The following is a 25,907-nucleotide window of genomic DNA, read 5'->3' on the forward strand; positions in this document are numbered from 1 at the left end:
GGCAGCTTCATTGCTCTGCCTTTCCTCCAACGTTGAAAATTGGCGAAAGCAATCGTGACACCCGATCTCCCCCCTTGCGGGGGAGATGTCCGGCAGGACAGAGGGGGGTGCTGTCCCTCGGCCTTTCGTACATTTGTCAACCAGCCTTTTCGGTACGGGCAAAGCTCGGGCGTTGGACAATGCGGTCCCACCAATCCCGGATATCTGGAAATTCGGCCAGCAGCTTTCGCCCTTCGGCAACCTTGAGGAAATAGCCGATGATCGGCGCGGCATGCAGGTCGGCCAGCATCAGCTGATCGCCCAGCAGCCACGGCCCGGCGGCTTTCAGTGAGGTGAGCACGCGAAGCACCGTGGCCGCCTGGCCAAGGCCGCCAGCGATCAGTGACTCGTCGGGCGGCTCTTTCTCCAGCCGCTCGACGGCGACGTCCCAGACCATCGCCCGATACGCATAAGCGTCGAGCATGCCGATGATCTGGTTCATGGTTGCGCGGGGTCGAGCGTCCGCCGGCAGCAGCGCCGGTCCGTCGAACGCCTCGTCGACATAGCGCGCGATCGCGCTGCTCTCAAAAAGGCGAAACCCGTCATGCTCGAAGGCCGGGATGCGGCCGAACGGGTGATGGTCGAAATACCAGCCGGGAATGCCGTCCGCCGCGAAAACATCGACCGGCACAAGCTCATAGTCGATGCCCTTTTCCTCGAGCACGAGGCGGACGATGCGCACGTAGACGCTGTAATCCGCCCCGTAGACGACGGGTTTGCTCATCTCGTTTGGCCGTCAGGCCATCGCCTTCTGCAGATTCTCGTCGATCTTGTCGAGGAAGCCGGTGGTCGAAAGCCATGGCTGGTCGGGACCGATCAGCAGCGACAGATCCTTGGTCATGAAGCCGGATTCGACGGTCTGGATGCAGACCCTTTCCAGCGTCTCGGCAAAGCGCTTCAGCTCGGCATTGTCGTCGAGCTTGGCGCGATGGGCGAGGCCGCGCGTCCAGGCGAAGATCGAGGCAATCGAATTGGTCGAGGTTTCCTCGCCCTTCTGATGCTGGCGATAGTGGCGGGTGACGGTGCCGTGCGCGGCCTCGGCCTCCACCGTCTTGCCGTCCGGCGTCATCAGCACCGACGTCATCAGGCCGAGCGAGCCGAAGCCTTGCGCCACCGTGTCGGACTGCACGTCGCCGTCATAGTTCTTGCAGGCCCAGACATAGCCGCCCGACCATTTCAGGCTGGAGGCGACCATGTCGTCGATCAGCCGGTGCTCGTACCAGATTTTCTTCGCCTTGAACTCGGCTTCGAACTCTTGCTCGTAGACCTCCTGGAAGATGTCCTTGAAGCGGCCGTCATAGGCCTTGAGGATGGTGTTCTTGGTCGAGAGATAGACCGGATAGTTGCGCAGCAGGCCATAGTTCAGCGAGGCGCGGGCGAATTCGCGGATCGACTCGTCGAGATTGTACATGGCCATGGCAACGCCGGCGGCCGGCGCGTCGAACACGTCATGCTCGATCACCTTGCCGTCCTCGCCGACGAACTTGATCGTCAGCTTACCCTTGCCGGGGAAGCGGAAATCGGTGGCGCGATACTGGTCGCCGAAGGCGTGGCGGCCGACGATGATCGGCTTGGTCCAGCCAGGCACCAACCGCGGCACGTTCTTCATGATGATCGGTTCGCGGAAGATGGTGCCGCCGAGGATGTTGCGGATCGTGCCGTTCGGCGACTTCCACATCTTCTTCAGCTTGAATTCCTCGACGCGCTGTTCGTCGGGCGTTATCGTCGCGCATTTCACGCCGACGCCGTGTTTCTTGATGGCGTTGGCCGCATCGATGGTCACCTGGTCGCCGGTGGCGTCGCGGTGCTCGACGCCGAGGTCGTAATATTCGAGCTTCAGGTCGAGATAAGGGTGGATCAGCTTGTCCTTGATGAACTGCCAGATGATGCGGGTCATCTCGTCGCCGTCGAGTTCGACGACCGGGTTCGCCACCTTGATCTTCGCCATGGAAAGAATGCCTCGTTGTTGGGGATCGGAACGGCCTTGCCCGCATGGCTTTCGGCCGGGGATGCGGCCCGTATATCAAAGCATTTTTGGCCGCGCAAACGGCGATCCGCGCCAGCGGGCATTGGGCGCTCCTTGCGAAAGCTTCATTTTCGCGGCCGGATATGGCAGGGAACGCTGAAATGCCGCAAACAGCAGTTCATTGACAGCCATGCCCACCACCAAGGATCCCGACATTCCTCTTGCCAAGGGCCCGGCGATCATCCTGGTCGAGCCGCAGCTCGGCGAGAATATCGGCATGGTCGCGCGCGCCATGGCGAATTTCGGCCTTGCCGAGCTGCGCCTCGTCAATCCGCGCGACGGCTGGCCGAGCGAAAAGGCGCGCGCTGCCGCAAGCCGCGCCGACCATGTCATCGACGCCGTCACCGTCTTCGACGATCTGGCCTCGGCGGTCGCCGATCTGAACTTCGTCTTCGCCACCACGGCGCGCGAGCGCGACGGCTTCAAGCCGGTGCGCGGTCCGGTCGAAGCGGGCAGGGCGCTGCGGGCACGTCACATGGCCGGCCAGCTCACCGGCATCCTGTTCGGCCGCGAGCGCTTCGGTCTCTATAATGACGAGGTCGGTCTCGCCGACGAGATCGTCACCTTTCCGGTCGATCCGGCCTTCTCCTCGCTCAACATCGCGCAGGCGGCCCTGCTGATGTCTTATGAATGGATGAAGTCCGGCCTGGAAGACGAAACCAAGACCAATTTCTCCAGCCCCGAAATCCTGCCGGCGACGAAGGAGCAGTTGCACGGCCTGTTCGCCTATCTGGAGGGCGCGCTCGAGGCGCGCGGCTATTTCCGTCCGGCGCCGAAGAAGCCGAAGATGGTCGACAACCTGCGCGCGGCGCTGACGCGCGCCGGCTTCGCCGAGCCGGAGCTCAAGGTGCTGCGCGGCATCATCTCGTCGCTCGACAGGTTCTCGCCGGCGATGCCGCGCGGCGACGGCTCGCCGGGCGATGACCCAAGGCGGATTCCGGCCGCGGCCGCGCGCGCTCGTAAGGCCGGGATCGACGGTCCGGCCGACAAGGCCGCCGGCAAGGACGACGACATACCACCGCAAGGTGGCAAGGGAACCGACAATGACTGATCGCCCGATCCTGATGTTCGATTCCGGTATCGGCGGCCTGACGGTGCTGCGCGAGGCGCGCGTGCTGATGCCCGATCGCCGTTTCGTCTATGTCGCCGACGACGCGGCTTTCCCCTTCGGCGCATGGGAAGAACCGGCGCTGAGGGTGCATATATTGGAGCTGTTCGCCAAACTGCTCGACCGGTTTTCACCGGCCATTTCGGTCATCGCCTGCAACACCGCCTCGACGCTGGTCATCGATGCGTTGCGCGAGAGATTTCCCGACCATCCTTTTGTCGGCACGGTGCCGGCGATCAAGCCGGCGGCCGAGCGCACGCGCTCCAGACTGGTTTCGGTGTTGGCGACGCCCGGCACGGTCAAGCGCCAGTACACGCGCGACCTGATCAGCAAATGGGCGCAGAAATGTCATGTCCGCCTGGTCGGCAGCGACAATCTGGCCGGGCTGGCCGAAATCTATATGCGCGACGGCTTTGTCGACGAGGAGGCCGTGCGCGCCGAGATCGCCCCGTGCTTCGTCGAACGTGACGGGCTCAGGACCGACATCGTCGTGCTGGCCTGCACCCATTATCCTTTCCTGGCCAACCGCATGCGCAAGACAGCACCTTGGCCGGTCGACTGGCTCGACCCCGCCGAGGCGATCGCGCGCCGCGCGCTCTCGCTTCTCGACGGTACCGAAGCCAGCAGTCGCGCCGAGATGCTGCCGGAAGGCGCCGACCTAGCCGTCTTCACCTCGAAACGGGCCGATTTCCCAACGCGCCGCCTGATGCAGGGGTTTGGGCTGGCGATTTCCTGAGTCCTTTCTTATGCATGTCGTTGTCCCAAAACCGCTGCGCACCCTCGGGTCAAGCCCTGGGTCTAGCCCGAGGGCATGCTTTTGGGCGACATGCATTGGGAACATCACCCGGACGGTTGCGTTTTCCCTCAATCGCAAACGGGAGAAACGATCATGCCAGCCACCTCAAAAGCCCAGCAAAAGGCCGCCGGCGCGGCCCTGTCCGCCAAGCGTGGCGAGACGAAGAAGAGTGAACTCAAGGGCGCCTCGAAGGGAATGTACGAATCCATGAGCGAAAAGCAGCTCGAGGAATTCGCCGAGACCAAGCGCAAGGGGCTGCCGGAAAAGAAAAAAGGTTGATCTCAGCGCCACAGGACCACAAAGTACGCTCTAGCACCTTGAATCTGCGCATCGTGCTTTCCGAAAATCGATTCCAATTTTCGGGCCGATGCGGCGATGCCGTTGGCATAACCTCCACCAGCACCGCATCTAACATCGAAAGCGTTATCGGGTTGGCCCTGGCAGTGCCAGTCACAAGCTTGACACCGGTTAAATCTCCGTTTAATCAGCGCGCCAACACCGGGCCGCAATGCCCGGTGGTTTCTTTATATGCGCAAGACTCTCGGGAAGCCGATCTATACTTTCCCGAAATCTTGTTGAAATGACGTGTCCCGTGGGTTTTCCGCCGCGTTGCGTGGGAAAACCCTGTCAGGTCTCGAAAACGGAGGCCAGAGGAGGGCGCGTTTCCTTCACCCGGGCCATGAGGTTCCGGGTGTGTTGTTTTGAAAGGGAATGCGATGAGCAAGCGCGAATCCGCGAAATACAAGATCGACCGCCGTCTCGGCGAAAACATCTGGGGCCGCCCGAAGTCCCCGGTCAACAAGCGTGAATACGGCCCCGGCCAGCATGGCCAGCGCCGCAAGGGCAAGCTTTCCGATTTCGGCCTGCAGCTGCGCGCCAAGCAGAAGCTGAAGGGCCACTATGGCGACGTTTCGGAAAAGCAGTTCCGCAAGGTCTATGAAGAGGCCGATCGCCGCAAGGGCGACACCTCGGAGAACCTGATCGGCCTGCTCGAATCGCGTCTCGACGCGGTCGTCTACCGCGCCAAGTTCGTGCCGACCATCTTTGCCGCCCGTCAGTTCGTCAACCACGGCCACGTCAACGTCAACGGCAAGCGCGTCAACATCGGCTCGTACCGCTGCAAGCCGGGCGATGTCGTCGAAGTGCGCGAGAAGTCGAAGCAGCTGGTCATCGTTCTGGAATCGGTGGGCCTTGCCGAACGCGATGTGCCTGATTACATCGATGCCGATCACAACAAGATGGTTGCCACCTTCGCGCGCATCCCCGGCCTGGCGGACGTTCCCTTCGCAGTGCAGATGGAACCGAACCTGGTCGTCGAATTCTATTCGCGCTGATCGACCACATTTTACGACACCATCGAAGGCCGCCCATCGAGGCGGCCTTTTCTTTGTCTGCCACGTCCGCTAATCCGTGCGGCAACAAAGAGGCCGCCGCGCCATGAACATGCTGCCAGACGCCGAAACACTTGAACCGGTTGCCGATGCCGAAGGCGGCTTTCATCCTCTGTTCGCCGATGTGCCGTCTTCCGTCGAATTCAACAAGCTGCGCAAGCGGCTGCTGCGGCTCGCCCGTCAGGCGATCGACGATTTCGCGATGGCGAGACCTGGCGCTCGCTGGCTGGTGGCGCTGTCCGGCGGCAAGGATTCCTACGGCTTGCTTGCTTTGCTGCTCGATCTCAAATGGCGCGGCCTGCTGCCGGTCGAACTGCTGGCCTGCAATCTCGACCAGGGCCAGCCGAATTTCCCCAAACACATCCTGCCCGACTATCTCGACAGAAACGGCATCCCGCACCGCATCGAATATCAGGACACCTATTCGGTGGTCACCGACAAGCTCCCCGAGGGCAGCACCTATTGTTCGCTCTGCTCGCGGCTGAGGCGTGGCCATCTCTACCGCATCGCGCGGGAGGAGGACTGTTCGGCCCTGGTGCTCGGCCACCACCGCGAGGATATCCTCGAAACCTTCTTCATGAACCTGTTCCACGGCGGACGGCTCGCCGCCATGCCGCCAAAGCTGCTCAACGATGAGGGCGACGTCATGGTGCTCAGGCCGCTCGCCTATTGCGCCGAGGCCGACCTCGAGAAATTCGCCGGCGCCATGCAGTTCCCGATCATCCCTTGCGATCTCTGCGGCAGCCAGGAAGGCCTGCAGCGCAACGCCATGAAGGCGATGCTCGACGATCTGGAAAAGCGCATGCCCGGCCGCAAGGACATCATGATCCGCGCCATGAGCAATGTGCGGCCCTCGCATCTGCTCGACCGCAAACTCTTTGATTTTACCGCCCTCAACGACACCCTCGCCACAAGGCAAGCCGATGACATTTGACGATACCGCGATCGACTGGCTCGCCGAGCTTCTGTCCGACACCGCCAAGGCCGAGATCATGCCGCGCTTTCGCCGGCTGAACGAGGGCGACATTCGCCAGAAGACCTCGGCCGCCGATTTGGTGACGGAGGCCGACGTCAACGCCGAGCGGCTTATCACCGCCAGGCTACGCGAGCGTTACCCCCAGGCGATGATCGTCGGCGAGGAGGCGTGTTCCGACAATCCGGAGCTGCTTGAGGGCTTGGGCGATGCCGATCTCGCCTTCGTCATCGATCCGGTCGACGGCACCTTCAACTTCGCCTCGGGCGTGCCGCTGTTCGGCGTCATGCTCGGCGTCGTGGTCAAGGGCGAGACCGTCGCCGGCATCATCCACGATCCCGTCGGCCAGGACTGGCTGATCGGCGCCAAAGGCGCTGGCAGCCATATCCGTCACGCGCATGGCAGTATCGAGAAGGTGCAGGTCGCCGAGCCTGTGGCGATGTCGCAGATGACCGGCGCAGTGTCCTGGCAATATCTGCCGGAACCGGAACGGTCGCGGCTGGCGCGCAACCAGACCAAGACCCTGTCGCAGTTCAACTACCGCTGCGCCGCCCACGAATACCGTCTGCTCGCGAGCGGCCACGGCCATTTCGTCGTCTACAACAAGCTGATGCCGTGGGACCATCTGGCTGGCGTCCTGATCCACGCCGAGGCTGGCGGCTACACGGCGCGTTTCGACGGCAGCGCCTATCTGCCGTCACATCTCGGCGGCGGCATCATTGTCGCGCCTGACAGGGAAAGCTGGCACGAACTGCGCCGCGAGCTCTGGGCGGAATAGGCTCAAGGCCGGAGATCCCGAAATGAAACCTCGGTCCACAATTGTTGCAACGATCCTTGCCCTTGCCTTGGTTGCCGGCCCCAGCGAGGCAAGATCGCAGGAACGCGCATGTCGCAGTCCCGATCCCATCGACACCATAGACGAGATGTTCTCCGCGATCTTCGCCTGTTGGGAGCCGCCGCGGGGAAGCGCGGGCATGACCCTGACGCTGCAGTTCTCAATTCGCCGAAACGGCACACTTATTGGCAAGCCTCGCGCCACTTATTCCCATCTAGGGAACGATGGCACGCTCAACCGGGCCTTCGTGGCTTCCATCCTCGACGCTCTCGACAAGGCTCTGCCACTGCCCGTTTCGGACAGCATGGGTGGAGCAATCGCAGGGCGTACGCTGTTCCCTCGCTTCACAGCAGCGAGTGGGGATGCATCCTAAAGCGCGTCAGGCATATGCATCAAACCGGCGGATTGTGCGGCTGGAACATCTTGCCGCGCTCGGCGATCAGGATCATCAGCAGCGCCGCGACCGAGACGCTGCAGAAACCGGCGGCCAGCGGCGTCACCGTGCCGTTGAAGGCCTGGCCGATCAGCGTACCGAGAATGCCGCCGAGAAACGTCTGCATGAAGCCGAGGATGGACGACGCCGTGCCGGCCAATTGCCCGAGCGGCTCCATGGCGAGCGCGTTGAAATTGGCGCCCAGCGCGCCGAAAGGGAGCATGGCGCCGGCAAAGAAGGTGATGAAGAGCCAGAGCGGCATCTTCATTTCCAGCGACACGACCAGCCAGGCAAGGCTGATCACCAGGAACAGCAGCAGCGCGCTCTGCGACAGGCGGCGCATGCCGATACGGCCGACGAGGCGCGAGTTCAGATAATTGGAGAAGGCGAGCACCGCCGCGACCCCGGCAAAGATGACGGGAAACATCTCGCCGACTTTGAACACGTCGACATAGATCTGCTGTGCCGAGGCGATGAAGCCGAACATGGCCGCGAAGATGAAGGTGCTGGCAAAGGCGTAGCAGAGCGCGATGCGATTGGTCAGCACGATGCGGAAACCGCCCAGGACGGATGACACCGTCAGCGGCCGGCGATATTCGGGACGCAGCGTTTCCGGCAGCCGCAGCAGCGACCAGGCCGAGACGATCAGCGCCCCTGCCGCCATGGTGATGAAGATCCAGTGCCAGGAGGCAAACAGCATGATGAACTGGCCGATGCCCGGCGCCACCACTGGAATGGCCATGAACACCATGAAGATCAGCGACATCACCTCGGCCATGCGCCGGCCGTCGAACGTGTCGCGCACGATCGAGACGGCAATGACGCGCGTGGCGGCCGCGCCAATGCCTTGCACCAGCCTGCACAGAAGAAGAATAGCGAATGACGGGGCGATGGCCGCCGCCGCCGCCGCCGCGACATAGATCACCAGCCCGACGACCAGCGGCGCGCGGCGCCCAAACCGATCCGAGATCGGCCCGAAGAAAAGCTGTCCGCCGCCGAAGCCGAGAATATAGGCGGCGATCACATATTGGCGATGGTTCTCATTGGTCACGCCGAGAGATGCGCCGATCTGCTGCAGCGCCGGCAGCATGATGTCGATGGCCAGCGAGTTCAACGCCATCAGCGCTGCGCACAGCGCGATGAATTCCCAGCGCGGAATAGGCAAGGTGCTTGCCTGTTGCGGCGCTTGTGCATGCTGATCCACGGCAAGTCCGATCTTTCAAAGCAAAATGCGCCGGCGGGGCCGGCGCACAGGCTCATCTGTTCCCGATGTCCGGGACCTAAAATTTCCGAGGCGGGGGCTGCCCCGGTGCCTTGACGCATGACTCCGCCATGCACAAAACCGGAATCAGGCGGCGCCTTTGACGCTCACACCCTTTTCGACGAGGAACGTCTGCAACTCGCCCGCCTGGAACATCTCTCGGATGATGTCGCAGCCGCCGACGAACTCGCCCTTGACATAGAGCTGGGGGATCGTCGGCCAGTTGGAATATTCCTTGATGCCTTGGCGCAGTTCCGCCGAGTCCAGCACGTTCACGCCTTTGTAGTCGGCGCCGATATAGTCGAGGATCTGGACGACCTGGCCGGAAAATCCGCATTGCGGGAAACCGGGCGTACCCTTCATGAAGAGAACGACGTCGTTGCCCTTAACTTCGTTGTCGATATAGTCGTTGATACCGCTCATGGAGAATCCTTTCACGCCTGTGGGAGGCAGGCTCGAAGCATACTCTTCAAATAAACCCATAGGTTGCTCGAAACAAGACGTTTGCCGCATCGCCTTGCAAATGGCGCAAAGGATGGCCTGATGTTGGGCCAAAACCTGATGTTGGGCCAAGAGTAAGCAGTCACTGCTTTCCCGGGAAATGATGAAAAGGCGGCATATCGCGGCAATCCTGATTGGCGCTCTCGCGCTCGCGCTGGCCCTGATCTGGTGGTTCAGGCCGTCGGCGCCTCCGCCGGTCGTCGCTGGCGGCGAACTGCCCGCGCCATGCAGGGACCTCAACTTCGAGGCGGTTCCCTATGTCGTCTGCGAGATCGATCTTCGCAGCTATGACATCGGCGTCTTCCACGCCGGCGCGGACGGCAAGGCCTTCGGTTCGCTGGAAAAATTCGACAAGGCGATGGCGGGCGAGGGCAGGCCGGTCATGCTTGCCATGAACGCCGGCATGTATCACGAGGACTTGGCGCCGGTCGGGCTTCTCGTCGAAAACGGGCATGTAGAGGCGCCGCTCAACCTTGCCGACGGCGAAGGCAATTTCTTCCTGAAACCGAACGGCGTGTTCCTGGTCCGCAAGGATGGCAAGGCGGCGGTCGTGGAGACCAACGCCTATATCGCCGCAAGGCCGGAGGTGGCATTCGCCACGCAGTCGGGCCCGATGTTGGTGATCGACGGCCGGTTTCATCCCCGCTTCAAGGAGAACGGCGTCTCACGCTACATCCGCAACGGCGTCGGCGTCCGCGATGGCGACACGGTCGTGCTGGCGATCTCACGCTCCGAGGTCAGCCTCGGCAGCTTCGCCCGGCTGTTTCGCGACGCGTTGCACTGTCCCAACGCGCTCTTCTTCGACGGTGTGGTCTCGGCGCTGTCGAATGGCGACAGGATGATCGTCGGCGGCAAATACCCCGCCGGGCCGATCATCGCCGTGTCGGCGAAGAAGCCTACAACTCAGTAACTGTGGATAATTTTTGGGGGGCCTTCGCCCACTTGCCGGTGCTGCGAGGGTCTATTCCGGCACACTGGTCTGCAAGGCGAGCGCATGCAGCACGCCGCCCATATTACCCTTCAGCGCGTCATAGACCATCTGGTGCTGCTGGACGCGGCTCTTGCCGCGAAAGCTTTCAGCCACCACTTCGGCCGCATAGTGGTCGCCGTCGCCGGCCAGGTCGCGAATCGTCACCTTGGCGTCCGGAATGCCTTCCCTGATGAGTTTCTCGATATCGTGAGCGTCCATTGCCATGGCAAATTCCTGTTTCGGGCGGGGCAGCGGTGCCGCCCCCTGCGATGTGACTCGGATGAGCCTAAAGCCTTTCCGGTCGGTATTGAAGCGGTTCCGTCTAGCGCATGACCCCGAAAATCGGAATCGATTTCCGGAAAGGATCATGCGCAAATCAAAATGCTACAGCGTCCTTTGCGCGTCCAAACGGACGCGCGGCGCTGTAGTGCCAGGGCGATTGGCGGCTCACACGACATCCTGGTCCGGATGGGCCGCATCATCCGCGGGATCATCCTCGCGTGTCGAGAAGGCACGGCCAAGGCTGAAAGCCAGCACATAAAGCGGAACGTTGATCACCAGGCTGACGATCGGGAGGTAGTTCGTCATCTGCCAGAGCGGCGAGAAGAACGGCTGGCCGTAGCCGTCGCAGACCAGCGAAGAGCCATATTCCCACAACGCTCCCGTAACGATGGCCGCGCCAAACAGCTTGACGCAGGTGACGATTTGGCGTGCCCGCGCCGGTTCCGGCGAAAGCCGGCCCCAGAGGAGCAGGCACAGGATGGGAATCGCATAGATAAGGCTCTGGAGGGCCAACATAGGGATCGTGCCGTTGGCTGCGGCCAGGAACTCCGCACGGGTTTCAAGCCGGGGACAAACCTCGCTTGAGGTCGTCGACAGCAGGAAAAAGACGAACGGTCCGAGGAACCAGAAGAAGAACAGCGCCGGCCAGAAAACGACTGCAAGCAATGCCCTGGCGGCCAGCCTCGTCAAATGGCTTGATCCATGAAGCGGGGAAACCAGGATTCATGGGCGGCGGTCAATTCGCTGACCGGGATCGCACGCGCCTCGCCAAGTTTCAATTCGCTCCCTCCCGTCGAGCCGATCCACGGCGCAAAGATGCCGAGCTTGCCTTGCTGTTCGCGAATGGCGTCCCATTGCTCGCTCTGCGGATCGATCGACAGCGTCAGGAGATAGCGGCCCTGGTCTTCGCCGAACCAGACCGGGATCGGATCGGTTCCGACCAGGCCGGGAATGGTTGCGCCGATGCCGGATGCCATCGCCATCTCGGCCAGCGCCACCGCGATGCCGCCATCGGAAACGTCGTGCGCCGCGGTCACCACGCCGGAGTCGATCAGCGCGCGCACATGGTCGCCGACGCGCTTTTCATGGTCGAGGTCGACCGGCGGCGGCGGGCCGTCGCTGCGGCTGTGGATGTCTCTGAAATAGACGGACTGGCCAAGATGCGTTCCCCACATCGGCGGCGCGCCGACCAGCAGGATCATCTGGCCTTCGGCGGCAAAGCCGATCCGCACCATCTTCGACCAGTCGGCGATCAGCCCGACGCCGCCAATGGTCGGCGTCGGCAGGATGCCGCGCCCGTTGGTCTCGTTGTAGAGCGAGACGTTGCCCGAAACGATCGGAAAGCCGAGCGCGCGGCAGGCGTCGCCGATGCCTTTTACGGCCCCGACCAATTGGCCCATGATCTCCGGCCGTTCGGGGTTGCCGAAATTGAGGTTGTCGGTGGCCGCCAGCGGCAAGGCGCCGGTGGCGGTAAGATTGCGCCAGCATTCGGCCACCGCCTGCTTGCCACCTTCATAAGGGTCGGCCTCGCAATAGCGCGGCGTCACGTCGGAGGAGAAGGCGAGCGCCTTGGTCGGATGGCCCTCGACGCGCACAACGCCGGCGTCGCCGCCCGGAAGCTGCAGCGAATTACCCTGGATCAGCGTGTCATACTGCTCCCACACCCAGCGGCGCGAGGACAGGTCCGGCCCGCCAAGCAATTTCAGCAGGGCGTCCGCAACGTCGGCCTGGGGCGCATCGTTGGCAGCCAGCGGCGCCGGCTTCTTCGGCTCGACCCACGGGCGGTCATATTCCGGCGCCTTGTCGCCAAGATCCTTGATCGGCAGATCGGCGACTTCGTCGCCCTGGTGCAGCACGCGAAAGCGCAGATCGTCGGTGGTCTTGCCGACGATGGCGAAGTCGAGGCCCCATTTGTGGAAGATCGCCTCGGCTTCCTTTTCCTTTTCGGGGCGCAGCACCATCAGCATGCGCTCCTGGCTCTCCGACAGCATCATCTCATAGGCGCTCATGCGCTCCTCGCGCACCGGCACCTTGTCGAGGTCGAGCTCGATGCCGAGGTCGCCCTTGGCGCCCATTTCGACCGCCGAGCAGGTGAGGCCGGCCGCACCCATGTCCTGGATGGCGATGACGGCGCCGGAGGCCATCAGTTCGAGGCAGGCTTCCAGCAGGCATTTCTCGGTGAAGGGGTCGCCGACCTGCACGGTCGGGCGCTTCTCGTCGATCTTGTCGTCGAATTCGGCCGAGGCCATGGTGGCGCCGCCGACACCATCGCGGCCGGTCTTGGCGCCGAGATAGACGACCGGCAGGCCGACTCCCTTGGCCTCCGACAGGAAGATCGCGTCGGTCTTGGCAAGACCCGCCGCAAAGGCGTTGACCAGGATGTTGCCATTGTAGCGGGCATCGAAATTGACCTCGCCGCCGACCGTCGGCACGCCGAACGAGTTGCCGTAGCCGCCAACACCGGAAACGACGCCGGCAACGAGATGCCTGGTCTTCGGATGGTCGGGCGCGCCGAAGCGCAGCGCGTTCATCGCCGCGATCGGCCGCGCGCCCATGGTGAAGACATCGCGCAATATGCCGCCGACGCCGGTCGCAGCTCCTTGATAGGGTTCGATGAAGGAGGGGTGGTTGTGGCTCTCCATCTTGAAGACGACGCAGTCGCCGTCGCCGATGTCGACCACGCCGGCATTCTCGCCCGGCCCCTGGATGACATGCGGTCCGGTGGTGGGCAGCGTGCGCAACCACTTTTTCGAGGATTTGTAAGAGCAGTGCTCATTCCACATCGCCGAGAAGATGCCGAGTTCGGTGAAGCTTGGCTCGCGCCCGACCAGGTCGAGGATGCGCTGGTATTCATCGGGCTTCAGCCCGTGCGCGGCAATGAGTTCTGGAGTGATCGGCACGGAATTGGAAATGGTCATGGGCGGCGATTTGTATCCGTGGGAGCGGGGATTTTGAGTCCCCTCTTATCGCAAGCTTGGCGCTGTTACACCCCATCGATTGGCGAAAAACGCCGGAAAACCACAGGGCGCCGCCTATGCTTGCCTGACTTGCCGAACCGCAGGGTCGAACTCAGGAAAAACTGTCGTAGCCGGCGCGGCCTTCGTCGAGAAGCCGTCGGATCACCTCGACGCCATCCGCGATATTCCTGCGCTGCCCAGGCTGCGAAACGCCGAAGCGGATCCCGTGGAACACCTGCTCGGAGCGACCGGCCTTGAACTGGTCCTCGTCATTGATCAGCACGCCGTGCTCGAGGCAAGCATTCTTGAAGGTGCCGGAAAGCCACGGGTCGGGCAAAGTCAGCCAGACAAAGGGCACCTTGTCGTGCGACTTGAACGCGAAGCCGGCCAAAGTCTCGCGCACGATCGCGATGCGGGCGCTGATTTCGGCGATGCTGCGCTTGCGGATATCGCCGGCCTGACCGGAAAGCACCAGCCGGGCATTCACCTCCGCCAGCAGGAAGGGCATGCCGCCGGTCATCATCTTGTGGGCGACACGGATGCGGTGGCGATAGGCAGGCGGGCAGGAGAGCCAGCCGCCGCGCACACCAGCCGCGACCGACTTCGACAGGCCGCCGGCGACAATGGTGCGTTCAGGGGCATACTCGGCCAGCAATTGCGTCGGATCATCGGTGAGGTGGCCATAGAGATCGTCCTCGATGAGAACGACATTGTATTCGCGTGCGACGCGCGCGATCGCTTCGCGGCGCGCCGCCGACAAGGTTACCAGCGTCGGATTCTGCGCCGTCGGCATCAGGAAGATCATCCTGGGATGCTTTTGCGCGCAGACGCGCTCGAAATCCTGGGGATCGATGCCTTCATCGTCCGATGCCACCAAGGCCGTCCGCCGGCCGATCAGGCCGGCGCTGCGCGAAATCTGTGAATAGGTGAGGTGCTCGAACGCGACATAGTCGCCAGGGGTGGTCAGGGCGGCGATCGCTGCCATCACCGCGGCATGGGTGCCGAGCGTCGGGACAACGGCGTCGGCATTTGGGTGGAAGGAATTGCGTGACAGCCAGCGGGCGCCGGCCGCGTACCAGCGGTCGGGAAAATCCCGCGTGTAGCTTGAAATCTCATGTGGATGGTCCTGCGCCACGCGCGACAGGACATCGGCTACATCAGCGCCCTGGCCGATGTCGGGCGCCGCCATGCTATCGAAACGCAGCTCGCCGCGCGGCGCATCGATAGTGCGTGTGCCTTCGCCACCGACGTCCGGAGCCAGGAAGTCCGGGTTTTCGCCATCGGCGCGCTGGCCGAGCACATAGGTGCCGCGCCCGACCTCGCCGCTCACCAGGCCGCGCTCGCGCAGCAATTGATAGGCCCGGCCGACCGTGCCGACGGTCGCGCCGATATCATAGGCCAGATCCCGCTGCGGTGGCAGCTTCGCGCCGGCCCCGATGACGCCCTTGTCGATATCTGACTCAATGCTGTCAGCAAGACGCTGATAGAGAGGGCCGGAACCGGCATTCAAATCTGGGAGCCAATTTGTCATGGTGACAATTTTCTATATTGCACCGAATTAGGAGTCAATACATATGAATTGCGCGGCAAAAAGGCTGCAATTGCAAATATTGGCAGAAATAAAATGAGTACAATTGAGACAATCCGTTACGCGAGGACTGAATCGCTCCGGGCACTTCCATCAAGCCAGCGAACCTATGTCGGTCGCCTTGTGCGCGTGGTCAGGTCGCTCGCGATCTGGATCGGTAGCCTGCTGGAGCGCCGGCGCAGCCGGCTGGTCCTGCTGGAGATGACCGACGATCAGCTCAAGGATATCGGCATTTCCCGTTGCGACGCCCATCGCGAAGGTCTCAGGCCCTTCTGGGATTGAAAGCGCACTCATGGGTCACGCTCTCTCGCTCGAAAAGGCACTCTGACGTCAGGGTGTCTTTTGATATTCTGGGTACGGACGCTATGAGACTGTGTATTGGGGCGGCGGCGGGCTAAACGAGATCGTCGAGATCGACATTGAGAGCTGTCGCGATTTTCTTCATCGCCGAAATGCTACCCTCCTTCTTGCCGCTTTCGATCTCGGAAATATATGGCGCGCTTAGTTCGGTTGCTGCAGCGAGATCGCGCGCGGACAGACCCCGATGCATTCGCCAAACCTTCACTGCGTTCTCGCCCGAGATGATGCGATTGACGATGCTGGCGGGAACCAGTTCATCACGTCCGGCGGCTATGTCGCTCTTCACCCTCTGCGCTCCGGCGATATCATTGCCGTCAACAAGGCGCTCATAGTCATCGAGAGGAAGGATAACGAGGGTCTCGCCCTTGGGAGTAGTGATCTTCTGCATGATGTTCTCCTAATCGTAGATGCCACCGCGTGGGTCGATTTTGAGGACTTCAAGGACATTGCCGAGATCGTCCATGATGACGCGCCAATCGGCTACCCGAAGGCGGATATAGGGCGAGCCAGCCAGCGCTTTGACATTGTTGGCGAGGCTGTTTGGGTCATTCGCATATTGCTCGACCTTCGAGATGATCCGGGTGGCTTCGTTCGAAGGCATCCGGCGCAGAGTCTTCAAGGCCGATTTTCTGTAGGCGATCTGCCTCATGTGCAGCCAATAGCAAATTGCGAACTTTTTTGCAAGTTAATTAGCTTATAGCGAACACGTAGACTGAAAAGGTAGACTGAAAAGATTGCCGTGCTGCGATCTGTTCGAGCAATCCTCGCGAACGGTTTGGATCACTGCGGACGAGCGCCCGAACCCCTGATCCGTGAAATCCCGCGATCCGCAAGCACGGCGATGACGCACAGCACGAGAAAAAGCCCGGTTACGGCCAGCGCCGAAATGGCGACGCTGGCCGCGCCGTTCTTGGCGACATCGAGGAAAGGGTAGGGCACCTCGCCGGCGACCGGTGCCCGCGCGAGTACATAGATCAGATAGGCGATGGGATAGACCATCCACCAGGAGATGTCGCGCCACCTTGTGGTGCCGTCGGCGCCGGCGACAAGCCACCACAGCACGAACAGCACCGGCGTCACATAATGCAGCAGCACATCGCAGACCAAAAACAGCCCTTGCGGCTGCCAAAGCTGCGCCAGAACAGTTGCATAGATGATGAAGACCAGCGTGATCGCCACCGCCACGCCTGCCCGCACCCGTGGCCCGGCAAAAGCCGGGAACCAGGCATAGCCAGTGGATGACAGCAGGGCGGTGTGGACGAGCACCGCGCCGATATTGGTCAGGATGGTGAAGAAGCTGAAATAGAAGATGAGCGAGCCGAGGAAACTGCGGCCCGCCTCCATCGAGGTCGGCACGGTGATGCAGATTTGCAGGACAAGCCCGGCAAGGCCAATGACCAGACCTGATATCTGCAGGAACCGGCCCATAGCCCTATACGGCCGCGGCGCAGGACGGGTTGCCCGCCCGCCAGCGGGCAATGTCCGAGCCGATGCGCGCGCCAAGCGGCTCGGCCATCAGCGGACCGAATACATCGACGCGGCTGGAATTGCCTTGCGCCTGCACCACCAGCAGCGGCTTGCCGCCATAATGCTTGGCCGGCACCAGCAGGAAGCGCGGCGTGCCGCTGAAGGAATTCAGTTCGTTGGCCATCTGGTAGGACTTGAAGGCCGGATCCTTGCTGGCGATCCAGCATTTATGAGCGGCGATAGCGACTTGCTCCATGGCCAGCAACGAGGCGCTCTTGCCCGAGGGGACCGGTGCGCTCTCCGGGCTCGACTGGCAGGACGCAAGCACAAAACCGGTTGCGATGAGAGCGAGGCAGGCGATCGTCTGTCTCATGGTCAAGCGGCTTCCGTCTCAGGTTGGAAAGGAAGATATCAGGCGGCGATGCCGAGGGCGCCTTCGAACAAGGCCCGGCCGTCATTGCCGCCATGGGCCGCTTCGATCAGGTTCTCGGGATGCGGCATCAGGCCCAGCACGTTGCCCTGGCTGTTGATGATGCCGGCAATGTCGTTGATCGAGCCGTTGGGGTTGGTGCCTTCGGCATAGCGGAACACCACCTGGCCTTCACCTTCGAGGCGGGCAAGCGTCTCGGCGTCGGCGAAATAATTGCCGTCGTGATGGGCCACCGGCGAACGGATGATCTGGCCGGGCTGGTAACGACGGGTGAACATCGTGTTGGCGTTGGCGATTTGCAGTTTCACTTCCCGGCAGACGAATTTGAGCGAGCTGTTGCGCATCAATGCCCCCGGCAGCATTCCGGCCTCGACCAGGATCTGGAACCCGTTGCAGACGCCGATCACCATGACGCCCTTGGCCGCCTTTTCGGCGACCGCCCGCATGACAGGCATGCGCGCGGCAATCGCCCCGCAGCGCAGATAGTCGCCAAAGGAAAAGCCGCCCGGAATGGCGATCAGGTCGACATCGGGGATTTCGGTATCGGTCTGCCAGACGGTGGCCGGCGCCTTGCCGGAAATCTTGGTCAGCGCCGCGATCATGTCGCGGTCGCGATTGAGGCCGGGGAGAAGGACGACTGCTGATTTCATTTCGGTTCGTAAGGCCTCTGGGCTTCGGCGAGTTCGCGCAGGTCTAAACGGCGATCGATACGCTCCAGGCGATCGTCCTGCCGAGCAAGAATGCCATAGATGTTATGAATATCGCTTTGCGTTGCCACCATGTGACCCCGCATCACATTCAATTCCCGTTTCGTCTCGGAAACATCCTGACGAAGTTCACCGATTTCGTGATGCACGCGCTTCAACAGCTCGAACATCAGCTCATTCGTGACTTCCGCCATCTGCCCCTCCGGTACAACCTCAGGTTATGGCTACACTATAGTTCTCAATCACCGTATTCGCCAGAAGCTTGTCGCACATCGCCTTCAAGTCTGCCTCGGCCTTGGCCTTGTCGGTCTCGGCGAGTTCGACGTCGAAGACCTTGCCCTGGCGCACCTGGCCGACGCCGCCAAAACCCAATCCGGACAGCGCGTGTTCGATCGCCTTGCCTTGCGGGTCGAGCACGCCGTTCTTGAGGGTTACGGTAACGCGGGCCTTGATCACGCTGGACATGCTCCTGTTCTAAAATAAGCGGCAAGAAATATCAGTGCTTCATGCCCTTCGGCGGCTCGCTGGACGCGACGAGTACCGGCCCGGCCGGGCGCGGTGGCTCGTTCTCGTTCATGATGCCAAGCCGGCGGGCGACTTCCTGATAAGCTTCGACCAACCCGCCCATGTCGCGGCGGAAGCGGTCCTTGTCGAGCTTGTCCTGCGTCGCGACATCCCACAGCCGGCAGGAATCGGGCGAAATCTCGTCGGCGACGACGATGCGCATCATGTCGCCCTCGAACAGGCGGCCGCACTCGATCTTGAAGTCGACGAGCTGGATGCCGACGCCCATGAACAGGCCGGACAGAAAATCGTTGACGCGGATGGCCAGCGCCATGACGTCGTCGATCTCCTGCGGGCTTGCCCAGCCGAAAGCGGTGATGTGCTCTTCCGACACCATCGGATCGTCGAGCGCGTCGGCCTTGTAATAGAATTCGATGATCGAACGAGGCAGCACCGTGCCTTCCTCGATGCCGAGGCGCTTGGCCAGCGAGCCGGCGGCGACATTGCGCACGACCACTTCGAGCGGGATGATCTCGACTTCCTTGATCAACTGCTCGCGCATGTTGAGCCGGCGGATGAAGTGGGTCGGAATGCCCATCCGGTTGAGATGGTTGAAGATATGCTCGGAAATGCGGTTGTTGAGCACGCCCTTGCCATCGACGACTTCGTGTTTCTTCTTGTTGAAGGCGGTGGCGTCGTCCTTGAAGAACTGGATCAGTGTACCCGGCTCAGGTCCTTCATAGAGGATCTTGGCCTTGCCTTCATAAATGCGGCGGCGATTTTTCATCTGATTTTTTCTCTGGATTTCCGGGCAGGCGGCAAGCGACCAGTTCCTGTCCGTCAACCTAAATTAGTGAGGCGACGGGCAGGGTTCAATGCCGGTGTCTATCTCAATCACGGTGTTTGCTCAATCGGCAAATCCTTTCAATCACCGCTTTCGGGACTGAAATGCCGCAGTGCAGCAAGCGATCTAGCATATTGACCGACCCGCGGCCTTTTGATTTGTGCTCGCCCAGCACACATATTCACCGTCAACGAATCGGATTTCATCGGAGGGATGCCATGAGCAGCATGAAAGACCGCGAAGAGGGCTTCGAGCGCAAATTCGCATTCGACGAGGAGCTTCGGTTCAAGGCCTCGGCTCGCCGCAACAGGGCGCTCGGCATGTGGGCCGCGGAAAAACTGGGCAAATCTGGCGCCGATGCCGAGGCCTACGCCAAGCAGGTGGTCGTCGCCGACATCGAGGAAGCCGGCGATCACGACGTTTTCCGCAAGATCCGCAAGGATTTCGATGAGGCGGGCGTCGAGCAGTCGGACCATCAGATCCGCCGCACCATGGACGAACTGATGGCGCAGGCCATCGAGCAGATCAAGAACACCTAGAGCATGATCCCGAACCGAAGGACCGCGTAGCGAAAAGTGGAGACCGGTTTTCGGAGAAGATCATGCTCAAAGAAAACAGCGTCTTCTGGACCAATCGACCGCCCGGCCCATCCGGGCGGTTTTTCTTTGCCTTTGCCGTCGTTTCCGGCTGAAACTGCGCCAGAGCCTGTTCCGGGGCCTTATCCAAAGGAGGCCTTTATCCAACAAGGAAAGCGCCAATGTCCCTGAAGTCACGCCTGGCGGCGGATGAAACGCTGTGCACCGCGTGGTCCGGCGTGCCGGATGCCCTCACGGTCGAAATCCTGGCCAAACAGGGCTTCGATGCCGTCACGCTCGACATGCAGCATGGCGGGCATAATGAGGATAGCGTGCTGCGCGGCATCGCGCCGGTCCAGGCCGCCGGCAAGCCGGCGCTGGTGCGCATTCCCGTCGGCCGTTTCGACATGGCCAGCCGCGCGCTCGATTTCGGCGCCGAGGCGGTGATTGCGCCGATGGTGAATTCGGTTGCGGACGCCAGACTGTTCGCGGCCGCCATGAAATACCCGCCGCTCGGCGAGCGCTCCTGGGGGCCGACCTACGCCTTTCCGCGCCACGGCAAGGGCGATCATGCCGACTGGCTGCGCGACAGCAACCAGCGCACCATGGCCTTCGCCATGGTCGAGACACGCGCCGCGCTCGACGCGCTCGACGGCATCCTCGACACGCCGGGCATCGACGGCATCTTCCTCGGCCCGTCGGATTTCTCGATTGCCTGGTCGAAAGGCACCACCGTCAATTCGACGCTGGAAAGCATGATGGAAACCGTCGCCTCGATCGCCGAACGCACTCGCAAGGCCGGCAAGCATGCGGCCATCTACGTCATGGAACCGGCCATTGCCGGCCGTGTGGTGGCCATGGGCTACCGGCTGCTGGCCATGGGCTCCGAGCATTCGCTCATTTCGCTCGGGGCAAAAACCCTGCTGAAGAATGTCAGGGATTCGATCGGGTCCTAAAGGTCCGTCAGGAACTTGGCGAATGTCATCGAGCCTTCAGGCCACGGGCCAAATCCGGAATCCGCGTTGAGATGGCCGGCATCGCCGGCGTCGATGAACAGCGAGCCCCAGGCGCCGGCAATGTCTTCGGCAACGCCGAAGGCGCAGAACGGGTCGTTGCGGCTGGCGATCACCACCGAAGGGAAGGCCAGCGGCTCACGCGGGTAGGGGCCGAAGGTCATCAGGTGCTTCGGCTTTATCCTGGGGTTGGCGACGTCGGGCGGCGCCACGAAGAAGGCCCCGGCCACCGGACGCTGGAACCGCGGCATGGCCTGGACAGCCGTCGCGACGCCGAGCGAATGCGCCACGATGACGACCGGCCGCTCGGCCTCGTTGACCGCCTTCGCCACGCTCGCCGTCCAGTCGTCGCGCACCGGCTTCGACCATTCCGCCTGCTCGACGCGGCGTGCGGTCGACAATTTCGCTTGCCAGCGGCTTTGCCAATGGTCCGGGCCGGAATTGGTGTAGCCCGGCACGATGAGAATATCTGCATCCCTGACTTTCATGGCGCGCATGTAGCGAGCGGCAACGCGGCATGCAACCGCGCATGATCCCAAAAAGTGGGAACCGGTTTTTGGGTAAGATCATGCGCCAAGCCAAAGCTGTTCGGCGCGACTGATCACAATAGTGAACACCTTGTTCGCTTCCTGCCGTCTTGTGTGAACGATCGTGATCGACGATCTGTCGTCGGGAAATGAAACGGCCGTGAAGGACCGGGATTTTGGCGCTGACACGACGTACAATGATCGGCGGTGCCGGGCTCCTGGCCCTGGGAGTTTCTTCAAGCGCCGCCCAAACGGAGAGTTCGATGAGCGAATTGCCTTTTGCCGCCACGACACCGGTGAGCGTGTCCCGCGTCGGGTTGAAGGCGCGCGACGCCGAAAGCCTGGCTGCCTATTATCGCAGGGTTGTCGGGCTGCAGGAATTGAGCCGCGCCGACGGCGCGATCACGTTAGGCGCCGCCAATCGTCCGCTGCTCGTCATCGAGGCGGATCCGGCGGCGAAGCTCGACGATCCGCGCAGCGCCGGCTTGTTCCACACCGCTTTCCTGCTGCCGAGCAGGGCCGATCTCGGCCGCTGGATCAACCACGCCATCGCCAGCAAGATCGCAATTGAAGGCGCATCCGACCATCTGGTCAGCGAGGCGCTCTACCTGACCGATCCCGAGGGCAACGGCATCGAGATCTATGCCGATCGCCTGCCGCGGGATTGGAAGTGGAACGGCGACAAGATCGCGATGGCGACCGAGCGGCTGAACATTCCCTCGGTCGTCGCCGAAGTTCCGGCTGGCGACGCCGGCTGGCAGGGCGCGCCGGACAACAGCATCATCGGCCACGTCCATCTGCGCGTGGGCAGGCCGGAAGAGGCCGAAGCCTGGTGGCACCAGGAATTCAGCTTCGATACTGTGGCGAAATATGGCGGCGCGGCGGTATTTCTGTCGTCCGGCGGCTATCACCACCATATCGGCGCCAATGCCTGGCAGAGTTCCAGCGCCGGTCGCCGCGATCCTGCCCGATCCGGCCTGGCCTGGGTCGAGATGCGTTCGGACAATGTGACCGATGAGACGGCCCGCGAGGACCCTTGGGGAACGGTCATTCGCACTGTGCCCGGCAAGGCCTGATCACTTTCGGCAGGCTTTAGAGGCTGGCTTTTCCCAGTAAACGGCCAAGCATGAGCAGGCCCGCCGGCCACAGGCCGAGGCGGACCTCGTTTCCCATATGGCCGAGCTCGCCGGCATCGGCGAGTTCCGCGCCCCAGGCGGCAGCAAAGGCCGTCGCCTTGTCGAAGGTCACGCGCGGATCGGTGCGGCTGGCCACCACCAGCGTCGGAAACGGCAGGAGCTTCAGCGGCATCGGCGCGAAGGGACGAACCAGATCGAAGGACGGATCGGGATCCTCGACATTGGTCGGAGCAACCAGCAGTGCGCCTGCAACTTTGCGCAGTTGGCTTTCGCTGGCGCCGGCCGCCCATTTGACCGCCGTTGCCACCGCCAGCGAGTGCGCCAAGAGCACGACACGCCGAGGTGCCGCGGCAACCGCAGCGTCCACCCGGCCGATCCAGTCCTCAGGGCTGGGCCTGTCCCATTCGGCCTGCAGCACACGGCTCGAATTGGGAAAGGCCTGGCACCAGTGCGACATCCAGTGATCCGGTCCGGAGTTGCCGCGCCCTGGCAGGGCGAGAAAATCGAAGTCTCCAGCCGCGGAAATCATCACGCTTCTCCGAATACCCGCTTGAAGATCGTGTCGACATGCTTGGTGTGATAACCAAGGTCGAATTTCTCGCGGATCTCGGCCTCGGGCAAGGCGGCGGTCACCTCCTTGTCGGCGAGAAGTTCCTCAAGGAAATCAGCCCCTTGCTCCCACACCTTCATGGCGTTGCGCTGCACCAGCCGGTAAGCGTCTTCACGGCTGACGCCGGCCTGGGTCAGCGCCAGCAGCACGCGCTGCGAATGCACGAGGCCGCGGAACTTGTTCATGTTCTTCAGCATGTTGTCGGGATAGATGAGCAATTTGTCGACGACGCTGGTCAGCCGCGACAGCGCGAAATCGAGCGTCACCGTCGCGTCCGGTCCGATCATGCGCTCGACCGACGAATGCGAAATGTCGCGCTCGTGCCAGAGCGCCACGTTCTCCATCGCCGGCAGCGCGAAGGAACGCACCATGCGGGCAAGGCCGGTGAGGTTTTCGGTCAGCACCGGGTTGCGCTTGTGCGGCATTGCCGACGAGCCTTTTTGTCCGGGCGAAAAATACTCTTCCGCTTCCAGCACTTCGGTGCGCTGCAGATGGCGGATCTCGGTCGCCAGCCGTTCGATCGACGAGGCGATGACGCCGAGCGTGGCAAAGAACATCGCATGGCGGTCGCGCGGGATCACCTGCGTCGACACCGGTTCCGGCTTCAGCCCGAGTTTCTTCGCCACATGCTCTTCGACATAGGGGTCGATATTGGCGAAAGTGCCGACCGCACCTGAGATGGCGCATGTGGCGATGTCCTCACGCGCATGCACCAGCCGCTCGCGGCAGCGCGAGAATTCGGCATAGGCCTGCGCCAGCTTGACGCCGAAAGTGGTCGGCTCGGCATGGATGCCGTGGCTGCGGCCGATGGTGACGGTGTCCTTGTGCTCGAAGGCACGACGCCTGAGCGCCGCAAGCAGGCCGTCGATGTCGGCGAGAAGAATGTCGCTGGCGCGGGTCAACTGCACGGCAAAGCAGGTGTCGAGAACGTCCGAGGAGGTCATGCCCTGGTGGATGAAGCGGGCATTGGGCCCGACGAATTCGCCAAGATGGGTGAGGAAGGCGATGACGTCATGCTTGGTGACGCGCTCGATCTCGTCGATGGCGTCGACGTCGAATTTCGCGGCCCCGCCCTTTTCCCAGATGGTTTTGGCGGCCTCTTTCGGGATCACGCCAAGTTCGGCCAGTGCGTCGCAAGCATAGGCCTCGATCTCGAACCAGATGCGGAACCGGGTCTCGGGCGACCAGATGGCCACCATTTCCGGCCGGGAGTAGCGAGGGATCATCGGTCAGTCCTGACGTGCGAGAGCGTTCGCCCGCGTCCTAACAGAGGCCGACTAAATGCTCAACGCTGCGTCCGCGCAAACCAGATGCTGGCGGCAAACAGCGCGATGAAACCGAGCGGAAAATAAAGCCGGATGCCCAGAACAATGAACTGGTAGAGCGCCGTCGCCATCGTGAACACGAACTGGAAAGCCCACGTGATGGTCATTGCCGGTGCATGCCATTGGACATAGTAGGAGCGGTATTGCAGCCCAAACAAGCCGCCGGTGAAGGCGATCGTCGCGGTAAGAAGGCAGATAAAGGCGGCGGCAAAGGCAACTTCCCAGTGCCGGCCATGTGAAACCAACCGCGCCAGTAACAGGCCAACCGGAAAGGCGAGCGCTCCGCCGGCAGCATAGAGCAGCGAGACAAAGCGGATCTTGCCCGGGGTTTCCCAGTCATACAGCAACAGAGTGACGAGTGCGCTGGCGCCCATCGCCAGGGCCCACAGCAGCGCGCCGCAGACAGCGGTGCCTGGCGACGGCAAGGCACGCCGGACAAAACCCAGGGCGCGGTTGCGGATGATAGGGAGCGGCGTCACAGGCGGCCGGTTACCGCGATCCAGCGAAAGTCCGGACCTTCAAAGCCATATTGGCGTACAGCGATCAGCACGGCATAGGCGCTGAGGCCCTGCAGCGAAAATGTCTGCACCGCACCGATCCGGTAGCCATTCGGACAGCCCCGGCTTTTGGGGATCGCCTTGTCTTCATGCAGAAGCTCGGTCTTGCCGCCGGCTTTCGCTTCGATGCGCAGCAGGCGAAAGCCGTTGATCTCGCCCTGGCTCTCGCAGCCTCCGGTGTTGTTCAAGCCGATCTCGTCGAGCCGGAACTCGAGCGGATCGTCGACCGGAAAAAAGATCGGGCGCGGATTCACCACCATGCGGAACGGATCGGCCGAAAGCTCGGTCACCGGGTTGAAACCGGCGGTGATGCCGCGATTGGTGGTCAATTCGTTCTGCTTGATAACGGCTTCGCCTTTCTGCCGGGCCTGAAGGCGCGCCGCTTCGAGCGTGGCGTTCTCATCGTCAAGCCGGACCTTGATCGGCGTGCCCTGGAGAAAGCTGTCGTCGCCGGTGTTGATGTAATAGCGGTTGGCATAGGGGAACCCCGATCCGTCCTGGACGCCATATTCCTCGAACGCGAACACGCCTCCGTCCTGGCTGAAGCCGAGTATTTCAAGCTCGGCGACATCGCCGGCATGGGCGGGCATGACTGCCGCGAGTGGGGCGAGCAGGCAAACTGCAATCAGCATAGGATTTCGCATCGGTTTCCTCCGGCTGCCGGGTTCAATGGTCCCCGTATCACGAGATGG

33 protein-coding genes are annotated in these 25,907 nt (G+C 62.2%); 12 read left to right on the forward strand and 21 right to left on the reverse strand.

All coding sequences use genetic code 11. The features are described from left to right. Positions 1–136: 136 nt before the first annotated feature. Entirely contained in the window at positions 137–763 is a 627-nt protein-coding gene (locus MESS4_RS16325; RefSeq protein WP_006332860.1) for a glutathione S-transferase family protein, read from the reverse strand. A 12-nt stretch (positions 764–775) separates the two neighbouring features. Further along, a complete protein-coding gene (locus MESS4_RS16330) occupies positions 776–1,987 on the reverse strand; it encodes an NADP-dependent isocitrate dehydrogenase (protein WP_006332862.1) in 1,212 nt (403 codons plus the stop codon). A 208-nt stretch (positions 1,988–2,195) separates the two neighbouring features. Here MESS4_RS16330 and MESS4_RS16335 point away from each other — a divergent pair, with 208 nt between their 5' ends. The 7 genes from MESS4_RS16335 to MESS4_RS34565 all read left to right on the forward strand — a co-directional run bounded on the left by MESS4_RS16335 (position 2,196) and on the right by MESS4_RS34565 (position 7,541). Beyond that, positions 2,196–3,116: an RNA methyltransferase gene (locus tag MESS4_RS16335; RefSeq protein ID WP_006332863.1), complete on the forward strand. Its 921-nt coding sequence runs from the start codon at positions 2,196–2,198 to the stop codon at positions 3,114–3,116. Further along, positions 3,109–3,909: a glutamate racemase gene (gene murI / locus MESS4_RS16340; RefSeq protein ID WP_006332864.1), complete on the forward strand. Its 801-nt coding sequence runs from the start codon at positions 3,109–3,111 to the stop codon at positions 3,907–3,909. The genes MESS4_RS16335 and murI overlap by 8 nt, the downstream gene beginning before the upstream one ends. A gap of 153 nt (positions 3,910–4,062) precedes the next feature. Beyond that, the gene (locus MESS4_RS16345; RefSeq protein ID WP_006332865.1) at positions 4,063–4,248 is read left to right on the forward strand and encodes a DUF3008 family protein; all 186 of its coding nucleotides are present in this window, start codon (positions 4,063–4,065) and stop codon (positions 4,246–4,248) included. A gap of 437 nt (positions 4,249–4,685) precedes the next feature. Beyond that, complete coding sequence (gene rpsD, locus MESS4_RS16350; RefSeq protein WP_006332867.1) at positions 4,686–5,303, forward strand: 30S ribosomal protein S4; 618 nt, start codon at positions 4,686–4,688, stop codon at positions 5,301–5,303. Positions 5,304–5,406: 103 nt separating this feature from the next. Continuing rightward, complete coding sequence (ttcA, locus tag MESS4_RS16355) at positions 5,407–6,294, forward strand: tRNA 2-thiocytidine(32) synthetase TtcA (RefSeq protein ID WP_006332868.1); 888 nt, start codon at positions 5,407–5,409, stop codon at positions 6,292–6,294. Then, positions 6,284–7,111 (forward strand): inositol monophosphatase family protein, encoded by an 828-nt coding sequence (locus MESS4_RS16360; RefSeq protein WP_006332869.1) that lies wholly within the window; start codon positions 6,284–6,286, stop codon positions 7,109–7,111. The genes ttcA and MESS4_RS16360 overlap by 11 nt, the downstream gene beginning before the upstream one ends. A 196-nt stretch (positions 7,112–7,307) precedes the next feature. Beyond that, positions 7,308–7,541: a hypothetical protein gene (locus MESS4_RS34565; RefSeq protein ID WP_244441146.1), complete on the forward strand. Its 234-nt coding sequence runs from the start codon at positions 7,308–7,310 to the stop codon at positions 7,539–7,541. Between the two features lie 19 nt (positions 7,542–7,560). Here MESS4_RS34565 and MESS4_RS16370 read toward each other — a convergent pair whose 3' ends face one another. Then, entirely contained in the window at positions 7,561–8,760 is a 1,200-nt protein-coding gene (locus MESS4_RS16370; protein ID WP_036241471.1) for a multidrug effflux MFS transporter, read from the reverse strand. A 189-nt stretch (positions 8,761–8,949) separates the two neighbouring features. Next, the gene (grxD, locus tag MESS4_RS16375; protein WP_006332883.1) at positions 8,950–9,285 is read right to left on the reverse strand and encodes a Grx4 family monothiol glutaredoxin; all 336 of its coding nucleotides are present in this window, start codon (positions 9,283–9,285) and stop codon (positions 8,950–8,952) included. Between the two features lie 181 nt (positions 9,286–9,466). On the opposite strand from grxD, the gene MESS4_RS16380 reads away from it, so the two are divergent. After that, positions 9,467–10,273 (forward strand): phosphodiester glycosidase family protein, encoded by an 807-nt coding sequence (locus tag MESS4_RS16380; RefSeq protein WP_244441147.1) that lies wholly within the window; start codon positions 9,467–9,469, stop codon positions 10,271–10,273. A 51-nt stretch (positions 10,274–10,324) separates the two neighbouring features. Here the strand turns inward: MESS4_RS16380 and MESS4_RS16385 are convergent, their stop codons facing one another. From MESS4_RS16385 to MESS4_RS16400, 4 genes are all read right to left on the reverse strand, one after another. Next, on the reverse strand, positions 10,325–10,558 hold the full coding sequence (locus tag MESS4_RS16385) for a BolA family transcriptional regulator (protein WP_006332885.1): 234 nt from the start codon (positions 10,556–10,558) through the stop codon (positions 10,325–10,327). A gap of 222 nt (positions 10,559–10,780) precedes the next feature. Continuing rightward, the gene (locus MESS4_RS16390) at positions 10,781–11,305 is read right to left on the reverse strand and encodes a hypothetical protein (protein WP_006332886.1); all 525 of its coding nucleotides are present in this window, start codon (positions 11,303–11,305) and stop codon (positions 10,781–10,783) included. After that, positions 11,302–13,533: a phosphoribosylformylglycinamidine synthase subunit PurL gene (gene purL, locus MESS4_RS16395; RefSeq protein WP_006332887.1), complete on the reverse strand. Its 2,232-nt coding sequence runs from the start codon at positions 13,531–13,533 to the stop codon at positions 11,302–11,304. Before purL ends, MESS4_RS16390 begins: the two co-directional genes overlap by 4 nt. 151 nt (positions 13,534–13,684) lie before the next feature. Beyond that, entirely contained in the window at positions 13,685–15,103 is a 1,419-nt protein-coding gene (locus tag MESS4_RS16400) for a PLP-dependent aminotransferase family protein (protein WP_006332888.1), read from the reverse strand. 93 nt (positions 15,104–15,196) lie between these two features. Here MESS4_RS16400 and MESS4_RS16405 point away from each other — a divergent pair, with 93 nt between their 5' ends. Further along, positions 15,197–15,442: a DUF1127 domain-containing protein gene (locus MESS4_RS16405; RefSeq protein WP_036241464.1), complete on the forward strand. Its 246-nt coding sequence runs from the start codon at positions 15,197–15,199 to the stop codon at positions 15,440–15,442. 112 nt (positions 15,443–15,554) lie between these two features. Here MESS4_RS16405 and MESS4_RS16410 read toward each other — a convergent pair whose 3' ends face one another. The 8 genes from MESS4_RS16410 to purC form a co-directional block, all read right to left on the reverse strand. Continuing rightward, a complete protein-coding gene (locus MESS4_RS16410) occupies positions 15,555–15,908 on the reverse strand; it encodes a helix-turn-helix transcriptional regulator (protein ID WP_006332894.1) in 354 nt (117 codons plus the stop codon). Between the two features lie 9 nt (positions 15,909–15,917). Continuing rightward, positions 15,918–16,139, reverse strand: coding sequence for a type II toxin-antitoxin system RelE/ParE family toxin (locus tag MESS4_RS16415; RefSeq protein WP_348259952.1), 222 nt, complete (start codon positions 16,137–16,139; stop codon positions 15,918–15,920). A gap of 161 nt (positions 16,140–16,300) precedes the next feature. Continuing rightward, positions 16,301–16,948, reverse strand: a complete 648-nt coding sequence (locus MESS4_RS16420) for a Pr6Pr family membrane protein (protein WP_006332896.1) — start codon at positions 16,946–16,948, stop codon at positions 16,301–16,303. Positions 16,949–16,952: 4 nt separating this feature from the next. Then, positions 16,953–17,360 carry a hypothetical protein gene (locus MESS4_RS16425; protein WP_006332897.1) on the reverse strand — a complete coding sequence of 136 codons (408 nt, stop codon included), beginning with the start codon at positions 17,358–17,360 and terminating at the stop codon, positions 16,953–16,955. 38 nt (positions 17,361–17,398) lie between these two features. Beyond that, on the reverse strand, positions 17,399–18,067 hold the full coding sequence (gene purQ / locus MESS4_RS16430; RefSeq protein ID WP_006332899.1) for a phosphoribosylformylglycinamidine synthase subunit PurQ: 669 nt from the start codon (positions 18,065–18,067) through the stop codon (positions 17,399–17,401). After that, positions 18,064–18,318 (reverse strand): hypothetical protein, encoded by a 255-nt coding sequence (locus MESS4_RS16435; RefSeq protein WP_006332901.1) that lies wholly within the window; start codon positions 18,316–18,318, stop codon positions 18,064–18,066. Before MESS4_RS16435 ends, purQ begins: the two co-directional genes overlap by 4 nt. A gap of 19 nt (positions 18,319–18,337) precedes the next feature. After that, positions 18,338–18,580 carry a phosphoribosylformylglycinamidine synthase subunit PurS gene (gene purS / locus MESS4_RS16440; RefSeq protein WP_006332903.1) on the reverse strand — a complete coding sequence of 81 codons (243 nt, stop codon included), beginning with the start codon at positions 18,578–18,580 and terminating at the stop codon, positions 18,338–18,340. 40 nt (positions 18,581–18,620) lie between these two features. Next, positions 18,621–19,415, reverse strand: coding sequence for a phosphoribosylaminoimidazolesuccinocarboxamide synthase (gene purC / locus MESS4_RS16445; protein ID WP_006332905.1), 795 nt, complete (start codon positions 19,413–19,415; stop codon positions 18,621–18,623). 275 nt (positions 19,416–19,690) lie between these two features. Between purC and MESS4_RS16450 the strand changes: the two genes are divergently transcribed. Beyond that, positions 19,691–20,011, forward strand: a complete 321-nt coding sequence (locus MESS4_RS16450) for a DUF1476 domain-containing protein (RefSeq protein ID WP_006332907.1) — start codon at positions 19,691–19,693, stop codon at positions 20,009–20,011. A gap of 218 nt (positions 20,012–20,229) precedes the next feature. After that, entirely contained in the window at positions 20,230–21,003 is a 774-nt protein-coding gene (locus MESS4_RS16455) for an HpcH/HpaI aldolase/citrate lyase family protein (protein ID WP_006332909.1), read from the forward strand. Here the strand turns inward: MESS4_RS16455 and MESS4_RS16460 are convergent. Continuing rightward, on the reverse strand, positions 21,000–21,548 hold the full coding sequence (locus tag MESS4_RS16460; RefSeq protein ID WP_081609761.1) for an alpha/beta hydrolase: 549 nt from the start codon (positions 21,546–21,548) through the stop codon (positions 21,000–21,002). The two genes, MESS4_RS16455 and MESS4_RS16460, sit on opposite strands and share 4 nt — an antisense overlap. A gap of 302 nt (positions 21,549–21,850) precedes the next feature. Here MESS4_RS16460 and MESS4_RS16465 point away from each other — a divergent pair, with 302 nt between their 5' ends. Beyond that, on the forward strand, positions 21,851–22,663 hold the full coding sequence (locus MESS4_RS16465) for a VOC family protein (RefSeq protein WP_006332912.1): 813 nt from the start codon (positions 21,851–21,853) through the stop codon (positions 22,661–22,663). 16 nt (positions 22,664–22,679) lie between these two features. Here the strand turns inward: MESS4_RS16465 and MESS4_RS16470 are convergent, their stop codons facing one another. Genes MESS4_RS16470 through MESS4_RS16485 form a run of 4 tightly spaced genes read right to left on the reverse strand, consistent with a single transcriptional unit; the run spans position 22,680 to position 25,859 of the window. Continuing rightward, entirely contained in the window at positions 22,680–23,252 is a 573-nt protein-coding gene (locus MESS4_RS16470; RefSeq protein WP_006332913.1) for an alpha/beta hydrolase, read from the reverse strand. Continuing rightward, positions 23,252–24,559: an adenylosuccinate lyase gene (purB, locus tag MESS4_RS16475; RefSeq protein WP_006332914.1), complete on the reverse strand. Its 1,308-nt coding sequence runs from the start codon at positions 24,557–24,559 to the stop codon at positions 23,252–23,254. Before purB ends, MESS4_RS16470 begins: the two co-directional genes overlap by 1 nt. A 59-nt stretch (positions 24,560–24,618) precedes the next feature. Next, entirely contained in the window at positions 24,619–25,137 is a 519-nt protein-coding gene (locus tag MESS4_RS16480) for a hypothetical protein (protein ID WP_006332915.1), read from the reverse strand. Further along, positions 25,134–25,859 (reverse strand): DUF2259 domain-containing protein, encoded by a 726-nt coding sequence (locus MESS4_RS16485; protein WP_006332916.1) that lies wholly within the window; start codon positions 25,857–25,859, stop codon positions 25,134–25,136. Before MESS4_RS16485 ends, MESS4_RS16480 begins: the two co-directional genes overlap by 4 nt. Positions 25,860–25,907 lie beyond the last annotated feature (48 nt).

This window comes from Mesorhizobium sp. STM 4661 (assembly GCF_000359125.1).
Lineage (GTDB): Bacteria > Pseudomonadota > Alphaproteobacteria > Rhizobiales > Rhizobiaceae > Mesorhizobium.

Coding starts and splice junctions, on each gene's coding strand:
- MESS4_RS16470 (WP_006332913.1), bottom strand. CDS start 23,252: ATGATTTCCGCGGCTGGAGACTTCGATTTTCTCGCCCTGCCAGGGCGC.
- MESS4_RS16335 (WP_006332863.1), top strand. CDS start 2,196: ATGCCCACCACCAAGGATCCCGACATTCCTCTTGCCAAGGGCCCGGCG.
- grxD (WP_006332883.1), bottom strand. CDS start 9,285: ATGAGCGGTATCAACGACTATATCGACAACGAAGTTAAGGGCAACGAC.
- purC (WP_006332905.1), bottom strand. CDS start 19,415: ATGAAAAATCGCCGCCGCATTTATGAAGGCAAGGCCAAGATCCTCTAT.
- rpsD (WP_006332867.1), top strand. CDS start 4,686: ATGAGCAAGCGCGAATCCGCGAAATACAAGATCGACCGCCGTCTCGGC.
- MESS4_RS16325 (WP_006332860.1), bottom strand. CDS start 763: ATGAGCAAACCCGTCGTCTACGGGGCGGATTACAGCGTCTACGTGCGC.
- murI (WP_006332864.1), top strand. CDS start 3,109: ATGACTGATCGCCCGATCCTGATGTTCGATTCCGGTATCGGCGGCCTG.
- MESS4_RS16420 (WP_006332896.1), bottom strand. CDS start 16,948: ATGGGCCGGTTCCTGCAGATATCAGGTCTGGTCATTGGCCTTGCCGGG.
- MESS4_RS16460 (WP_081609761.1), bottom strand. CDS start 21,548: ATGAAAGTCAGGGATGCAGATATTCTCATCGTGCCGGGCTACACCAAT.
- MESS4_RS16465 (WP_006332912.1), top strand. CDS start 21,851: ATGAGCGAATTGCCTTTTGCCGCCACGACACCGGTGAGCGTGTCCCGC.
- MESS4_RS16405 (WP_036241464.1), top strand. CDS start 15,197: ATGAGTACAATTGAGACAATCCGTTACGCGAGGACTGAATCGCTCCGG.
- MESS4_RS34565 (WP_244441146.1), top strand. CDS start 7,308: ATGACCCTGACGCTGCAGTTCTCAATTCGCCGAAACGGCACACTTATT.
- MESS4_RS16385 (WP_006332885.1), bottom strand. CDS start 10,558: ATGGCAATGGACGCTCACGATATCGAGAAACTCATCAGGGAAGGCATT.
- MESS4_RS16450 (WP_006332907.1), top strand. CDS start 19,691: ATGAGCAGCATGAAAGACCGCGAAGAGGGCTTCGAGCGCAAATTCGCA.
- MESS4_RS16485 (WP_006332916.1), bottom strand. CDS start 25,859: ATGCGAAATCCTATGCTGATTGCAGTTTGCCTGCTCGCCCCACTCGCG.
- MESS4_RS16330 (WP_006332862.1), bottom strand. CDS start 1,987: ATGGCGAAGATCAAGGTGGCGAACCCGGTCGTCGAACTCGACGGCGAC.
- MESS4_RS16435 (WP_006332901.1), bottom strand. CDS start 18,318: ATGGCGGAAGTCACGAATGAGCTGATGTTCGAGCTGTTGAAGCGCGTG.
- purL (WP_006332887.1), bottom strand. CDS start 13,533: ATGACCATTTCCAATTCCGTGCCGATCACTCCAGAACTCATTGCCGCG.
- MESS4_RS16425 (WP_006332897.1), bottom strand. CDS start 17,360: ATGAGACAGACGATCGCCTGCCTCGCTCTCATCGCAACCGGTTTTGTG.
- purB (WP_006332914.1), bottom strand. CDS start 24,559: ATGATCCCTCGCTACTCCCGGCCGGAAATGGTGGCCATCTGGTCGCCC.
- purQ (WP_006332899.1), bottom strand. CDS start 18,067: ATGAAATCAGCAGTCGTCCTTCTCCCCGGCCTCAATCGCGACCGCGAC.
- MESS4_RS16345 (WP_006332865.1), top strand. CDS start 4,063: ATGCCAGCCACCTCAAAAGCCCAGCAAAAGGCCGCCGGCGCGGCCCTG.
- ttcA (WP_006332868.1), top strand. CDS start 5,407: ATGAACATGCTGCCAGACGCCGAAACACTTGAACCGGTTGCCGATGCC.
- MESS4_RS16400 (WP_006332888.1), bottom strand. CDS start 15,103: ATGACAAATTGGCTCCCAGATTTGAATGCCGGTTCCGGCCCTCTCTAT.
- MESS4_RS16455 (WP_006332909.1), top strand. CDS start 20,230: ATGTCCCTGAAGTCACGCCTGGCGGCGGATGAAACGCTGTGCACCGCG.
- MESS4_RS16360 (WP_006332869.1), top strand. CDS start 6,284: ATGACATTTGACGATACCGCGATCGACTGGCTCGCCGAGCTTCTGTCC.
- MESS4_RS16410 (WP_006332894.1), bottom strand. CDS start 15,908: ATGCAGAAGATCACTACTCCCAAGGGCGAGACCCTCGTTATCCTTCCT.
- MESS4_RS16380 (WP_244441147.1), top strand. CDS start 9,467: ATGAAAAGGCGGCATATCGCGGCAATCCTGATTGGCGCTCTCGCGCTC.